Below are 15,622 nucleotides of genomic sequence, written 5' to 3'. Positions count from 1 at the left end.
CGGGTTTTGAGCCAGTTAAATGCAGTTTCGGAAGAAATAGCGATAGCTGAGCCTCTTGCGAGGCTAGAATGCGATGGTTACCTGGGCCTGTAGGGTTCGGGGAGTGAAGTTCTGGCGCGTCGAGGATTGCGTGCCAAGAATGCGACCGAAGTTGGCGTTATTGATATCGGTGACCGGGTCGCCGCGGCCCGCGCGATTGAATACGTTGAACGCATCGGCACGGAAGGACAGATTGCGTCCTTCGTCCAGTTCGACACCCTTCTGCAGTCCGAGATTCTCAAATGCGTATCCGGGACTCTGAATGCCGGGCAAGATGGAAGGCACGCTGCCGGTAGTCAGCGCCATCTTGTGGTCCGCTGTGTAAGGTACATGCGTGAAGGCTGCTGGATTCAGGTACAGGGGCCCAGTATTGTGAACCGTATCGATGAAGCCCTTGCTGTTGAGTTTGACCGGGAGCCCTGTGTAGTTGGGACGCGATGTGGCAAAGATGCCATTCGAGACAAAACTATCTGTGATGGCGAGTGTATCGCCGGACTGGTAGATGCCATTACCTGCCAGTTTCCAGCCACCGAGGGCCCAGTCGAGCGGCCCGTGCATGCTCACAGGCTCGCCCTTGCCGAAAGGCAGCGCGTAGATTGCTGTGAACTTGAATATTTGCGGAACATGGAGGAACGACGCAACAGCCTTTTCGGCCTTGAGATTGGCAATATCCTGCACACCACCATTGGTATCTGTAAGCGTCTTGGACCATGTGTAGTTGATGAAGAAGGAGAGATTCTTCGTCATTTGCTTGTTGAGAGTAGCCTGTAAAGCGTCATAGCGTGACCATCCCTCACCTGCATCGAAGAGTGTCACGCCACCGCCGGCGTATTGCGGTATCGGAGCCAGGGCTTGTTGCACAGTACCGGTAAAACCTGGATAAGGCAGGGGGATATCGGGATGGAGTGAAATGTTGTCCAGAAGCTCGTCTCCATAAGCCGACAGGTCGCCGAGCGGGAGCTGATTTTTCTGGGTGAGCGCAGCCTGACGAATGCGGCGGCCAGCATTGCCGACGTAATTGATTTGACCGATGATTCCGTGTCCCGCGTCGATCTGGAATCCGCCAGTGTAATTCCCGAAAAGCATCGGCTTGGAGCCGTTCGGGTTATTGACGGTAACGCTTTGGAGATTTGACTGCGCGGGATTGTAGTTCGGCAACGGCGCGGTAGGGAAGGGATATGGATTGCTTAGCTTGCCTACGGCTATGCTCGAGTAGGCCTGGGGGTTGGTAGTTGCGTTGAGGGCAACCGATGCAGTGTATCCAGTGGTAGGAGGGAGCGTTGATCCCTGGAACGGTTCGGCGCTATACACCGGCGCTTGAGAGTTGATGCCAAATCCGGCGCGAAAGACGATGCGCGGAGTGGGGTTATATGCAAATCCGACGCGGGGAAGAATAACCTTCCAGTCCGGATTCTCAAAGGAGTTCTTCCCCAACTGACTCGCGAAGACCAACGCACCTGGCAGATTACCGGCCGCGGAATTTGGGACTGACAGGTCCACACCGCTCCACTCTCCCCTGGTTTCATAGAGCGCGCCAACAGGTTCCCAGCGAAGCCCAAGGTTGAATGTCAATCGCGGCGTGACCTTCCAGTCATCCTGAAAGTACAGGCCCTCCTCATGACGGCGATAATGTTGTGTTCCGTCGTATATCGTGCTCGAGAGAGAAGCAATCTGTCCAAGCTCAAAGCTGGCAAACGCGTTGCCAGCGTAGTTTGCCGTAGCGTCTCCATCGTCTGTCATCGCGTTCTGAAAGGCGAAGGCGCCCGGAGCAGTGGGATATGTCCAGTTGGTAAGGTAAAAGCGGCCTTCGAAACCGAACTGCAGTTGATGCGCGCCATGGCTGATGTACACCTGGTCGATGAGCATGTAATCGGAGTTGCTGCGCAGTTCGCCCTGATACGTTCCCGCAACGCCGAGGGTATTCGTGGTACCGGCAAGAGCGGCTTGACCGCCAAACACAATTTGCGGGAAACCGTCTGCATTGAAGTTTGGTATGCCCAGTGTAGAGGTCCAGTTTTGAGATGACTGCACACTTTGAAAAGAGATCGGAACGAAGAAATAACCGGCTCCGATGTGATTGGAAATTGAAGGCGAAATCGTCCAGTAGTGATTGATCCTGGCAAGTTGCTCGTGGAAGCCCTGCACAAAGGCTTGGTCTAAAACATTCTTGGCTGTATTGGGATCGGACCAGAACCCAGCCGGAGCGGGACTGCCGCCTGTATTGATTAAGTTTCTGAAGTCGTAGTCATACATCAATGAGAGCTTCTGCTTCGACGTCAAAACCTGGTCGACTTTGACCGTGACAAAGTGCTGGTTGAGAGTAGGCTGCTTTGACGCCAGAGTCGGAATGTTGTTTACAACCTGGCTGCTCAGGTAGTTCGTTGGAAATTTCAATTTCAGAATGTTTGCAGCAACAGGATCGAAGCGGTTCGTGGGTATCTGGTTGTTCGGAAAGGTATCGCGAACGAATCCCGAACTTGTCGCTATCAACCCCGTTACGGGATCGGGCTCACCCGCCTTAAGAATGCGCGTCGTTGCGGGATCATAGATCTGTCCATAGACCACCGGCCGGCCAAGAATATCCTTGGTGGAAACAGTCCCTGAATTTGGGTTCTGGGTCAGGGAAGGGTTCAACCACGCAGAGAAATCACCACGCATCATCGGCTCGGTCGGCATTGAAACGTTCGGTCCGCCGTATCCGAGGTCGGCAACCTGATCCCGCTCATAGTTGAAGAAGAAGAAAGTTCTGTCTTTACCGTTATAGAGGTGCGGAATACGAACCGGTCCGCCGACTGACCCGCTGAAAAGATTGAACCTGTCTTCCGCGCGCGGATGACCTGCCTGGTTCGCGGCGTAGCTGTTGGCATTCATATCTTCGTTTTGCAGAATTCCAACCAAAGAACCATGGAATGCATTCGTGCCGGATTTGAGGGCGACATTGGTCACAGCAGTCGCACCGCCGTTGTATTGAGCGTTCATCACGCCGGTTTGCACGCTCATTTCCCTGACTGCGTCGACGCTGGCACCTTCCTCTCCAGTGTCAAATGAGCCCAATGGAAGGCCCTCATAGTAGATTTCATTCGAGCCGGTCTGGCCTCCGTTGATGGAGCCGGTGAACGAGATACCGGTAGCGCCCGGCAGATTGTTATAGATGTATTGCGAGATGTCTCGCTCGCCACCCGGCGAAGTTCCTGTCGCCGATATCGGCCAGGTCTCCAGCTCCTTCTCTGCGACGATGTTGTTAATTTGTGATGACCCTGTGTCCATCAGCTGCGCATCACCGGAAACGGTCACAGTGTTGCTCGTCGTTGAGACATCCAGCTTAAGGTTGACCGTCGACAGCTCCCCGACATGACCGATAACGTTCTTGACGATGGCCTTATTGAACCCAGGTACGGTGGTTGATACATCATAGGAACCTGGTGGAACTGACGGAATGTTATAGACTCCGGCGCCGGTGGCTATGGCGGTATAAGTCACATTCGTATCGAGATTGGTCGCAACCACTGGCGCGCCGGCAATCGCAGCACCGCTCTTGTCTGTGACGGTGCCGGTCAGCCCGGCATTCGAACCTTGCTGTGCGAAGCTTGCCGTGCAAAAGGCTACAAGCAGTAGCATGGCAAGCAGTGGAATAGCCCAGCTTGGCCAATGCCGTTTTGTGCATCGCGAAACGCGCGCGCAATGGAACCGGAAACCGGCCGCCCCCGGCAAAGTATTCCCAGGGAATAAATCGTCAGATTGAAACAATTGCTCCATGACTCTCCTCCAGAAAAATCGCACACATACTGAACTCTTGTGCGGACTGTTTCGGCCATGTGTTCTCTGGCCGATCGCATGGACAGTTCATCACCTGCCAAAACGCAACAATAGGGAGTATCCGGTGAATTACGTTGCGGACTGGCTGCACATTTAACCAGTCGTTCATCGCAGCCAAAGCAAACGGTCAATTCGTCAGCTCAGCCTGGGTACACCAATGCGAGGCACAGTGGAAGACTATGCGCCTCGATGCTCCTGGATTGAGCACGCTCAAGGTTTCGATAGGCTTGTGATTGAAGATGGTTTTGTCAGAGGGCAGAGCGCTTGAAGCGACCTCTTCTTCGGATCGGCCAAGCTATCGCCTGTATAGAAAATGCCTATCCGGTCGAGCTGGACGAGAAGGACGGTAGATTCAGGCAGCTGCAAAGACGAACGCGCGCTTTATCGCCCGCTCAAGTGGTTCTGCGCTAGGCAGGCGAGTGGATTCTTTCTCCAATGACCTTCGCCTTCATGCTGCCACCCATATAAATAGTGGTCATCAACAGCAACTCGAAATTGGATGGTTTCTGGTTTTTGCCCATTGCATCGCGAACGACGGTGTCCATTTGCGGAGAATGAAAGAGGAAATCCGTAGCGGCGTCTATTCCACCCATGGTCGTGCCTTCGACAAGGAGAACCTTACCGGTAGAGCCCAGATTATCTGTCAGAGAGATAATGGCATATCCCGTTCGCTGCGGGTCAGTCTCGCTCCACTTATAAGTTGCCTGCTCTCCTTTTAACGGATTGCGGTTGTGAACGCTGATGCTGTTCTCAGCCCCGTTGTAGACCATGTTGAAGTTCTGATTCTTGTCGAAAATCTGAATCCAGGGATCGTAGTTGGAAGAACCAATCAGAATCGCGTTGGATTGCTTTAAATCCTCTGCCGTTATGTCGCGAGCGAAGCGCACCTCCATACGCGACCGATCGACGTTTGGAATCTGGAGCAGAGTAGAGACAAATTTAAGATCGGAGATCGTGGTGTAGCGCCGGGCCGCAAACGGTGCCCAGTTGAAGCCTGGCGGTGTTTGAGCAGCTGGTTTGGTTAGGTATGAACCGGATCCGTACTCCCAGATATCGACCTGGGTCCCAGCCAGATTCCCGTACATATTGATGCCTGCGTCGCCAGGAACAATGATCGTCCGCTGATTGGTTGTAAATAAGGTATTCCAGAGCTTTTCGCTCTCGTTATGCGGGTATCGGATTCTATCTCTGCCGACGATGCTGACGAGCGTCAGCGCCACACCAATAATCACTCCGACAAAGACCAGAACACTAGGCATCAACCACGCTCGCTGAGGTTGGGTCTGGATGCCAGCGGGAGGAGCCGCATCCATTGCGCCTGCAGCTTCAGGGCGAATTTTGGGTTCGACCTGGGCCTCAATAACTCTGCTTTTCGGGGGCGCGGATTCTTCAGCAACACCCTGGAATTGCGGCGTATAACCGCCACGAGGCACAACAATCTGTACGATCTCGTTGCGCCCTTCCTCCTGGTAGTACAGTGCAAGCCGCTGCCTTAGTTGTCTCGCGGTCTGGCGAACAATGTTGTCATCGCCAGGATTGTAGTTCGTGGGCCGGCCGAATACATGTACGCCAATTTGCTGCTCCGTGATCTCTTCTGGGCGTCCCCTCAAAGAACGTTCAACTATATAGAGGAGAAAAGAGGAGAGCCTGGACGCCTTCGCAAAACTCTCAGAGTGCACGAGGCGTTGGACGCTGAGCCACCGCGGATCAGTCTCAAGACCGGCAGAAGGGTTCGCGCTTTCATCAGACCAGACCTCTGCCTTTTCGATGCGCGAAGGACTTTCCGGCTCGGCGGTCGGTGTGAAAGACATTGAGGACTCCCTCGAGACCAAAGCTTACCGTCCGCATGTTAATCGACGGTTACATGCGGACGGAGCCAGCAGGGATAATCCTGTAACACCCCTTGTTGTCTCAACGACCTGGCGCTCAATATCAGCTCTCAATGGTGCTCAAAAGATGTTTTACCCATACCGTCGCCTGTGCATCACGCCTTGAATGGTTCAGAGCGACAAGAATCTTCTCGATTTGGCTGTTGATCCTCCTCGGTGCGAACCAGGCGGCAACTGCTCAGTTAGCGTCCACTCCGCCCATGGGCTGGAGTAGTTGGAATCACTTCGGGGCCAAGGTCAGCGATGCCGATATCCGTGCGACCGCCGATGCACTCGTTGCTACCGGAATGCGGGACAACGGCTATCAGTACGTGAACATCGACGATGGTTGGCAGGGCAAGCGCGGCGCTTCCGGTGAATTGCTGGGTAATGAGCGCTTTCCAGACATGAAGGCTCTCACCGACTATGTCCATTCCCGAGGATTGAAGCTCGGTATCTATTCCTCACCAGGTGCACTGACTTGTGCGGGCAACGAAGGCAGTATGGGGCACGAAGAGCAGGATGCAAGAACCTTCGCAAAGTGGGGAGTCGACTATCTGAAGTACGACATCTGCACGTATCGCCAGGTTCTTCAGAAAGAGGCCCACGGTGATCCAGAACTTGCGGGACAAATGATGTTCGCCGTCTTCCAGAAGATGCACGCAGCTCTTCAGGCGACCGGCAGACCTATAGTCTACAGCGTCAGCCAACATGGTCTATCGGGAGGATGGACTTGGGCGAGCAAAGTCGGGGCGAATCTGTGGCGCACCGGAGACGATGTTCGCGATGACTATTTAAGCGTAACTGAGATCGGTTTTGCTCAGCAGGGACTGGCAAGATTCTCAGGACCTGGGCATTGGAACGACCCAGACATGCTCGAAATCGGAAACGGTGGGATGTCCCCAGACGAATCACGGACTCAAATGAGTCTTTGGTCGCTGCTGGCTGCTCCACTCTTGGCCGGGAACGATTTGTCGAAGATGGATCAAAACTCCCTGAACATTCTCAACAACCGCGAGGTATTGGAGATTGACCAGGACTCCGCCGGCCGGCAGGCGAGCCGTATATGGAGTGAGGGACCGCTTGAGATATGGTCGCGGCCACTTGCAGACGGCTCAATTGCCGTCGGGCTCTTCAACCGCAATCAGGGCCCGATGAACATACCATTCGACCCGAAGATGTTCGGACTCAAAAAAACGACAAGAATTCGCGATGTCTGGCAACACAAAGACTTGACTCAGATCGAGACGGCAACAGCTATTCGAGTCACGCCGCATGGGGTTGTATTGCTCGTTGTCCGTTAGCTCGGGCCAACCTCATAGGTACAGGGCGGAACCTGGCCGTGAAACTCATGGCTTGCGCATTTGTGTGCGTTTCCCGAGACTGACGGCTCTACTCGTTCAGTAAGCGCCATAGCCTTTACGCCCAATCGCCCGGGGCACTCTTCGAGAGGGCGGCCGCACCAACCGCTATCCGGTTGGTGCGTTTCGGGCATTCAATTTCTAGAAAACTAGCTCTGGAAGGAAGATGCAGACGACGAACCGCCGTACAGGTCAGGCCGGTGCCGGCAATCTGATCGGGCAGTTCGCAGTGCGTTTTCGCTGTGATTTGAATCGGAGAGGCGGTGTGAAGCTTTGCAGAAAAGAGCTTCGGCGGGCCGCAGCGATAATTGGTCTTGTTTCTGTAGAGAATTTATTCTCCAGGTGAAGCACAAAATCGCAACCTCAGTTGTTTCATATACAGCAGAAAGAATGGCGGCCGGTCAGCTTCTTCCGCGGAGCTGAATGCAGCGCGAAATCTTGGGGTGTATGTGCAGTTGGAAACTGTCTATTCATTCGCGCATGCGAATGCATCATCGGACGGAATTCCCGGAATATCATTTCGCGGCGCTGACGATATCAAGTCGGAGCGGCGAACAGATGACTCAGGGCAGCGTGTCGTCCGGCTGTATGACACGCTGCGCCCGTCCCTTTACAGATACCTGATCAACAGCGGTATCTCTCCGCAGGATGTTGAGGAGGTCGTCCAGGAGTCCTTTTTGCGTCTCTATCGCCATATTCAAAGCGGCGGTGGAGACGAAAACCTCCGCGCCTGGGTATATCAGGTGGCCCACAACCTCTCTTGCAATCTTCATAAAAGCCGTCGACGCCTCATCGACGCCCCTCCCGAAATGTGGGAGCACCTGAGCCATTCGACACCTGACAGCACGCCGGGACCAGAAGAACTACTTCTGGAAAAGGAGCGCTATTCGCGAATCCGCGACGGGCTTTCAAAGCTTACGCAGTTGCAGCGGGATTGCCTCAATCTGCGCCTGGAGGGATTTCGCTACCGGGAGATCAGCGAGATTCTCAACGTCAGCACATCGACCGTTGCCGGGTCACTTCGAAACGCCATGAGCAGACTTGTAAAGGGCTGTGTATGAAGAAAGAGCGCCGCTTTCCACCGCGTGAAGCACGTAGGCTTTTTGACAGTGATCATCTTACGAATGAAACCCTCCTGCGTTTGCTTGATGGGGAACTTACCGACCGGGAGACGGACGAGGCCGATTATCACATCCAGGCCTGCTGGTCTTGCAGAAGTCGCAGGCAGGCGATTGAGCAGGGAATCTCTGATCTTTATGCGTATCAGGAGGCGGTCGCTTCCCCTTATCTTCCCCCGCCTCTAGAGCATAGATCTGTATTTCTCGCCAGGGTGGATGCCCTTGCAAACGAATTGGGCAGGCCCTCCCCGTTCAGGGTATGGCTAAACGCCCTGTATCGGGCACTCGGGCCGGGAGAGATAGGTCAAGTCGCGTGGATTGCCGGATTGCTATTGTTGCTTTTCAGCATTCCAGCTGCGTATTTTCTGCACGCGCCCGCGAAGGTGTCGGCAGAGGAGATTCTTAGCAGGGCACAGAACTCCGAGAATGCTTCCCTCTTGAAAACGGCTGAGCCGGTTGTTGTGCAGAAACTCCGCATTAGCGTGGGAAGTAAAACGCTGACTCGAACAATGTATCGAGACGTGAAACATCATCGAACTGTTAGCCACACGGATTCGAACCCGACTGGAGAGTCGCTGGTCAGAGCTGCATATTCGAAGTATTCGCTTGATTGGAATTCCCCCCTGGATGTGGTCAGCTATCGCCGCTGGCGGGCTTCCCGTCAGGTACACAACGATCGTGTTGTGCAGACTGAACGTGATCGGCTCACTTTGCAGACTACTTATGCTCGCGGCAATATCGCCGAAATGGATTTGACGGTCCGTACGAGCGATTATCACGCGGTGAGGGAAGACCTTCGTTTACGGGATAACAGCGAGATAGAGATCGCTGAACTTTCCTACGAAGTCGTACCGCTCGCGTCGGTGGCCTCTAATATTTTTGAACTGTCTAAGCTAGTTGGAGCTGTTTCGCCACCTCCGATTGTCATTCCCCGGTCCACCCACTTAGACAGTGCGACGCTGGCCATAGCGGAAGTCTCGGCTGAAGTCGCCTTGCACAATCTTGGTGCGGACCTTGGTGAGCAGATCAAGGTCAGTCAGCATGATGACCGGGAAATTTTGGTGGAAGGGGTTGTTGATAATGACGCCCGCAAGCAAGAGCTTGTATCCACGATGGAGACAATTCCGCATACCCGGCTGCATATTCTCACGATCGATGAAGCTGCTCGCCAGTCAGCATCTGTTTCTGAGCCCGATGCCGGTAATCCGGCGCATTCCTCAACCCAGCAAATGATCTCAACGCCACCTCTCTTAGATGCGCAGCTCAATACTCGTTTCCCTGATAAAGACCAGCGTATTGCCTATGTAAATCAGGCGCTGTCTTTGGCCCAGTTAGCTTCGGCACGCGCCTGGGCACTGAATCGGCTTGCCGATCGTCATCCGTCCCAAGAGGTCCTGATCCTCAACGAGGAAAAACGGCAGCAGTTGCAGACCCTGCTTTCGGACCACATTTCGGCTCTGCGAGAGGACGTTCGTGCTCTCCAGAACCAACTTGGTGAAATCCTCTCTCAATCTTCCAATACGCCGGCTGCAAACACCTCAGTCAAAGCGCAGCTTGAAGCGGGTACGGTTCGCGCCCCTGACTCATCAGGAGACTGGCGGGATCGTATCCATCGGATTCATTCCTCGACGGAAGCGATCCACGAAGCGGTCGTCGCATTGCTGAGCAGCTCACAACCCCACGACGAGAATGACGCCGACGGCATCGAGATCAACCTCCGCACCTCGTTGACCCAATTAGACACAGAACTACAAGACATCGATCAAAAGGTTCACGAACCCAGTTTGAAGTGAGGCGAGAAGCACCCTTATGAGGCTAACAATGATGCGTTTCTTTCTTTGGGCGTTCTGTATCTGCGCTCTGATTATCAACCCGGCTCTTCGCCTTCATGCACAGGAATCGGCTGCGCAGATCACCGGCGCTGTAACAGACTCCTCCGGTGCCGTACTGCCTAACGCAAGTGCATTGATCGTGAACCAGGATACGGGCAGCACGCGCAAGGTGACGACAAACCAGGCTGGCCAATTCCTCGCCCCAGCGCTTGAGCCGGGCCGCTATCGCATTACGGTCGAATGCCCCGGATTTCAGCCGTTCGTCGCCGAAGGCGTCGTATTGAGCATCGGCGAAAAGAAGGGGTTGAGTGTCTCCTTGACAGTCGGCGGGTCTAAGCAGACCGTGACGGTATCCGGTGGGGGAGAGTTGATCAACACGACCTCTGGAGAGGTAAGCGAGGTCATCAATCAGCACGCTGTCACAGAGCTTCCGCTCAATGGAAGAGATCCTTCAAGTCTGATTTTCCTGAGTGCCGGAGTCACCAATGTTCTGCAGTCCCCGGTCGGGCTGGCGCCCGGTGGAACAGCGATTCCTACCGAGGTCAATGCCTCTTCAGGCGGCGGCAGACAGGGGAGTACGTTCTTCCTGCTGGACGGAGCGCCGAACATGGATACCTACATGCCCGAGACCGCGCCCTTCCCGAATGCAGACGCAACGGAGCAGTTTCGTGTGAGCACGAATTTCGACTCTCAGTACGGATATGCTCCTGGAGCTGTCGTCAGCATCAAGACAAGGTCGGGTGGCAACGAGTTCCATGGAGGTGTTTTCGAGTTCCTGCGTAATAACGATCTCAACGCCAAAAATTATTTTGCCGATACGGTCGACACGCTTAAGAGAAACCAGTTTGGGGGCTACATCGGTGGACCCATCATAAAGAACAAACTGTTTTTCTTTACGAACTACCAGGGCACGCGTCAGCATTATGCCTCGCAATACAGCATCGCTTACACGCCCACACAAGCTATGTTGAATGGAGATTTCAGCGCGGTGGCTGCTGCGCTTCCCGCCGGTACAACCCTGAGCACCACACCTTACACGAACCAGCCCAATCTGTTTACAACAGTGAACGGCAAGCCCGATCAGATCAACCCATCCCTGTTTTCGCCCGCCGCCGTCAGGCTCGCGACGACTGCTCTCCCTCTCGGCCAGAATCCCGCCACGGGCCAAGTGAGCTACGTCAGTCCTGAGCAGATTCAAAACTACGATGAAGGAACAGCACGACTCGATTACACGCTAAACGATCATCATCGCTTGTATCTGCGCAGCTTCACTCTGTGGGAGGAACAGCCTGCCTCATCGATCAACGGCAACCTGATGGCAATCAACGACGCGCAACAGGGAAGAGATTACAACGTGGTTTTGGGCCACGATTGGGTCATCAACTCCACAACTGTTAACGAAGCCACCCTTTTCTGGACGGAAGACTATGTTGCTTCGTACGCCGAGCCGACTGACAAGAGTGGCAATCAGATCTGCATGTCGAAGTACATTGCCGTGAACGACATTCCCGGACACTGCTATCTGGAAGGCCTTTCCACCAGCGGTTTCAGTTCAGGCTATAACGCACTGCAGGTGGAGAACCGCCATTCCTATGGACTGAACGATGCCCTGAGCAAAACAATCGGCGCACATACGCTCAGTGTTGGAGGCAATCTCTGGAAGCAGTTCGCGCAGGAAAATGCCGATTATCCCGCGGCACCCATCAGCGGTTTCTCGAACTACACGGGCTTCGGTCTGGCTGATTATCTTCTAGGTTATCTGAACAATTTCACACAGGGCGGCGGTGAGATTGCCAGTGTCAAAGGATGGCAGCTGGGACTGTTCGCACAAGACGAATACCGGGTGAAATCAAACCTCACCATCACCGCTGGCTTGCGTTGGGACCCGAACCTTCCGCCCTCGACCCCTGGGGAAGGACGCGGCGCTGCATTCCGTCCTGGTCAGCAGAGCACCAGGTTTCCCAATGCTCCCGTCGGGTTGGTCTTTCCGGGCGATAAAGGCGTGAATGCTGCACTGATGCCTGCGACTTATGGATATTTTCAACCAAGAGTAGGCTTCAGCTGGCAGCCTGCGAGCATGCCGAACACTGCGATACGTGGTGCTTTTGGCATGTTCACAGGACCTCTTCCGTATTCAACCTACAACCACACGGCAGACATCGCACCTTTCAGTCCTGTATACAACCTGAATGCTACGCCGGGATCGGGCTATACAATTCCCTTTGATAGCCCCTGGTCGACATACGCCACAACCGGATACGCAACGCCGTTTCCGCCGTTTGCTTCCACGGGTTACATCCCCCCGTCGAATTCTGTAATCCTGCAACCCGTAAGCGTAGAAGCCGTGTTTGACAGCAACTTTCATGCGCTGATGACGCAAAGTTGGGACCTTGCCGTGGATCAGCAACTCTCGAAGGACCTTGCGTTGCATATTGCATATGTCGGGAAAGAGTCCTACCATCTCGGCACAATCCTCGATAGAAATCCCGGTATCTATTCAACGAATCCCGCGTTGAATGCGCAGCGGTTAACCTATCCACGCTTTAACCAGATCGAAGAGGAGAGCAGCCTCGGAACATCTCCGTATCATTCCCTGCAGGTCGGACTGGAGAAACGCCTGTCCCATGGCTTCCAGGCAAGAACGAATTTCACCTGGTCTAAGGTTATCGACCTCTCGGCTACCGGCAACATCGCGGTACAGGGTGGGCTTCCCAACCCATTCAATATTCGCTATAACAGAGGGGTTTCGCAGCTCAATGTTCCGTTGGTTTCTACCAGCTACTTCGTCTATACCGTACCTTCATTCCAATCCTGGAATCCGATCCTGCGGAACATCCTTGGTGATTGGGAACTGAGCGCGATCATCAACGCATACAGCGGTTCCCCTTTCGGAATCTGCGGATGCGGAGACGGATCGAATGCGTCAGGGTCCGATCAGTACGGGGATCGTGCTGACATGGTGCCTGGGGTGTCGCCGAATGTGCATCGTGGCAATCAGCAAAACTGGTTGAACCACTATCTGAATCCCGAAGCGTTTGTGACGAACGCGCCAGGAACCTTCGGCAATACCGCGAGAAATCCCTTTATCTCGCCAACGGTCAACTCGACCGATGCAGCGCTGATGAAGAACTGGACGTTCAGAGAGAGATACGGCCTCCAGTTCCGCTGGGAGATGTTCAATGCCTTCAATCACCCGAGCTTCGGCGTACCGAATACCGATCCAACTTCCGCAACCTTCGGGCAGATCACCGGTACGGGCGCGATTCCTCCCCGCGTCATGCAGGGAGCGCTCAAGCTGAAGTTCTGAACGGAGGCGCCTATTCTTCGTTCTCCCGCATGCCAGGAGACGAGGGGATGGCTGTCTCGTTTATTTCCATGTCATAGCACATCGTTGTCCCGTTGTTCGAAGGTTCGTGTTTTTGATGACCAGCGGGACAGCGAGGTTCGAAAGGACGTTTGCATGTTGAAGGCGAAAGCTGGTCAGGGCCGAAGCTCCATCAATCGGCGTGAATTCATTGCCGGGGGCCTGACCACCATGGTCGCTTCCTGGTCCATACCATTTGCCCAGGCCAGTGATACGCATAAAGCACGCAGCCTTCGAGCGGTGAACATCATGAACTTTATCCGCGCCGAGGAGCCACGTGAGCCCATGGATCTGATGAAGCCAGTGCGCGAACAGATGGCTCTCATCAAAGCCCGCAAGTTTCCTGCCACATGGCTCTTACAATACGACGCACTTGTAGAAGGCCCGTACGTCGAGTTTCTCAAAGCGGAGATGCCGGCGAATCATGAGGTGGGTATCTGGTTTGAGATGAACCGTAAGATCTGTGACGACGCGGGCATTGCGTGGCGAGGGAATCCGCAATGGGAATGGGATTACCATGTGCCCATTGCCTATTCAATCGGTTACAGTCCTGAGGATCGGAAGAAGCTGGCAGACACAGCCATGGCCACGTTCAAGCGAATCTTTGGCCACAGCGCGAAGACCGTTGCATCGTGGAACATGGATGCGATCTCCGCCGCTCACCTCTCCGATCAATATGAAATTGACGCTTTCGGCAATTGCCGGGATCAACTGGCTACGGATGGTTTCACCATTTGGGGATCTCCCATCGCGGCATATTATCCGAATCGCATCAATGCCTGGAGTCCGGCGCTCGAGAGGAAGAATCAGATCGAAACACCAATGTTTCGCCTGTTGGGCCAGGACCCGGTCTACTATTACGACAACGTCTTTAGGTATCCAGATACGATGGAACCCGTCTGGCCTTCGGGCCAATCGGAAACGTTTGTCGATCGTTTCTTCGATATGATGGCGCATGCGCCGACGCAGAGCATTGCCTATGCGCAGCTTGGCCAAGAAAACAGCTTCGGATGGCCCATGATGAGCAAGGCCTATGCCATGCAGATGGAAAAGCTCTCCATACTGCGAGACGGCGGCAAGGTTGTTGTCGAAACCATGGGCGAGACGGGGCGCAACTTCAAACGCTCCTTTTCATCCACGCCGGCCCAGGCGCAGGTCATGCTGGAAGATCCGTTTGGAAAAGATGATCCGCCACAACGCACGGTCTGGTATCAGAGCAAGTACCTGCGAGCTAACCTGCATTTCCGCGGCAATGAGTTCTACCTCAGGGATCTGCACATCTACGATGATCGTTTTCCTCAGCCTTATCTCACCGACCCGGTGAAGAAGCATGGCATCGAGCAACGCATGCTGGCTGTTCTCGATGGTTATCACTGGAGTGACGACATTCGAGAAGGCCACGATGGCATCCGCGCCATGGGGCGTTTTGTTGCAATCGGATTGGACGGGAAGGAAATACCACTCACCATGGCTGGCCTGCCGACAGTCAGTGAAACGCAATCGAGCCTCCAGGTGACCGTACCTTTGGCCGAAGGCGGAACACTGTCGGTCCTGTTTGCTGAGAAATGGCTCAATTTCAAGTTGGTAGATGTTCGATCGCCGGGACGCCTCGTTCTCAAGTTCGAATGGGTCCCTGACAAGAGCGCGTTACAGCAGGTCTCACGAGACCGCCTGCAGTTTCGCTTCAGGGACTTTGACTACAGCATCGGCGTGGCAGTTGGTGCCGCTTCCATGTTTCAAAGTGGTGTGAGTGTCTCCTCCGCTGAAGGAAACATGATCAGGTTGCAAACCATCTCTTGACTAGACTGATACGAGGAGAATCCGCCTCGTTCTTATCCAGGCGTAGAGTTGGCCTCGTCCCAACTTCGTACAGATCTACAAGGCAGGCATTCGGCATGAATCCCTCATAGCCTGCACGGTATGCCGCCGAATTGACGAGCAGTAGAAACGCCACCAGCTATCGCTACACACTAACGGTCTTCGGATCAATCTTTGTGTAGCGATAGGCGCCAAACGCGCCCTCTAAGCCCCATTGCCCGGCCAGCCTGCCTTGCTACTCATTTTGTCCCTGCTGGTCGCGGCTGATATCTTCTTCCTCCGCTCCCAGCAGTTCCACATCGCCACTCACAAGATACAAAAAAGGGAAAGAAACGGCTTTCTTCCGGCCTCACAGTGACCGCGTGTACCAGACGCGAGGCAAAACAGCAGACTTCCCGCTCCTCTA

General features: G+C 54.3%; 7 protein-coding genes. 5 read left to right on the top strand and 2 right to left on the bottom strand.

Going from position 1 to position 15,622, the window contains the following annotated elements; genetic code table 11:
* Positions 1–63: 63 nt before the first annotated feature.
* Together LJD29_RS21605 and LJD29_RS21600 are read right to left on the bottom strand one after the other, a co-directional pair.
* On the bottom strand, positions 64–3,657 hold the full coding sequence (locus LJD29_RS21605; RefSeq protein ID WP_446743654.1) for an outer membrane beta-barrel protein: 3,594 nt from the start codon (positions 3,655–3,657) through the stop codon (positions 64–66).
* Positions 3,658–4,262: 605 nt separating this feature from the next.
* Positions 4,263–5,666: a hypothetical protein gene (locus LJD29_RS21600; RefSeq protein ID WP_446743653.1), complete on the bottom strand. Its 1,404-nt coding sequence runs from the start codon at positions 5,664–5,666 to the stop codon at positions 4,263–4,265.
* A gap of 131 nt (positions 5,667–5,797) precedes the next feature.
* On the opposite strand from LJD29_RS21600, the gene LJD29_RS21595 reads away from it, so the two are divergent.
* The 5 genes from LJD29_RS21595 to LJD29_RS21575 all read left to right on the top strand — a co-directional run bounded on the left by LJD29_RS21595 (position 5,798) and on the right by LJD29_RS21575 (position 15,198).
* Positions 5,798–7,027 carry a glycoside hydrolase family 27 protein gene (locus tag LJD29_RS21595; protein WP_446743652.1) on the top strand — a complete coding sequence of 410 codons (1,230 nt, stop codon included), beginning with the start codon at positions 5,798–5,800 and terminating at the stop codon, positions 7,025–7,027.
* Positions 7,028–7,527: 500 nt separating this feature from the next.
* Positions 7,528–8,145 carry an RNA polymerase sigma factor gene (locus tag LJD29_RS21590; protein WP_446743651.1) on the top strand — a complete coding sequence of 206 codons (618 nt, stop codon included), beginning with the start codon at positions 7,528–7,530 and terminating at the stop codon, positions 8,143–8,145.
* Positions 8,142–9,995, top strand: a complete 1,854-nt coding sequence (locus LJD29_RS21585) for a hypothetical protein (RefSeq protein ID WP_446743650.1) — start codon at positions 8,142–8,144, stop codon at positions 9,993–9,995. Before LJD29_RS21590 ends, LJD29_RS21585 begins: the two co-directional genes overlap by 4 nt.
* A gap of 28 nt (positions 9,996–10,023) precedes the next feature.
* Complete coding sequence (locus LJD29_RS21580) at positions 10,024–13,341, top strand: TonB-dependent receptor (protein WP_446743649.1); 3,318 nt, start codon at positions 10,024–10,026, stop codon at positions 13,339–13,341.
* 153 nt (positions 13,342–13,494) lie between these two features.
* Positions 13,495–15,198 (top strand): hypothetical protein, encoded by a 1,704-nt coding sequence (locus tag LJD29_RS21575; RefSeq protein ID WP_446743648.1) that lies wholly within the window; start codon positions 13,495–13,497, stop codon positions 15,196–15,198.
* The last annotated feature ends 424 nt before the right edge of the window (positions 15,199–15,622 follow it).

The organism is Silvibacterium acidisoli (assembly GCA_022870745.1).
GTDB lineage: Bacteria > Acidobacteriota > Terriglobia > Terriglobales > Acidobacteriaceae > Silvibacterium.
The sequence above is the reverse complement of the archived record's forward strand: the minus strand, read 5'-3'. Positions and strand labels throughout refer to the sequence as shown.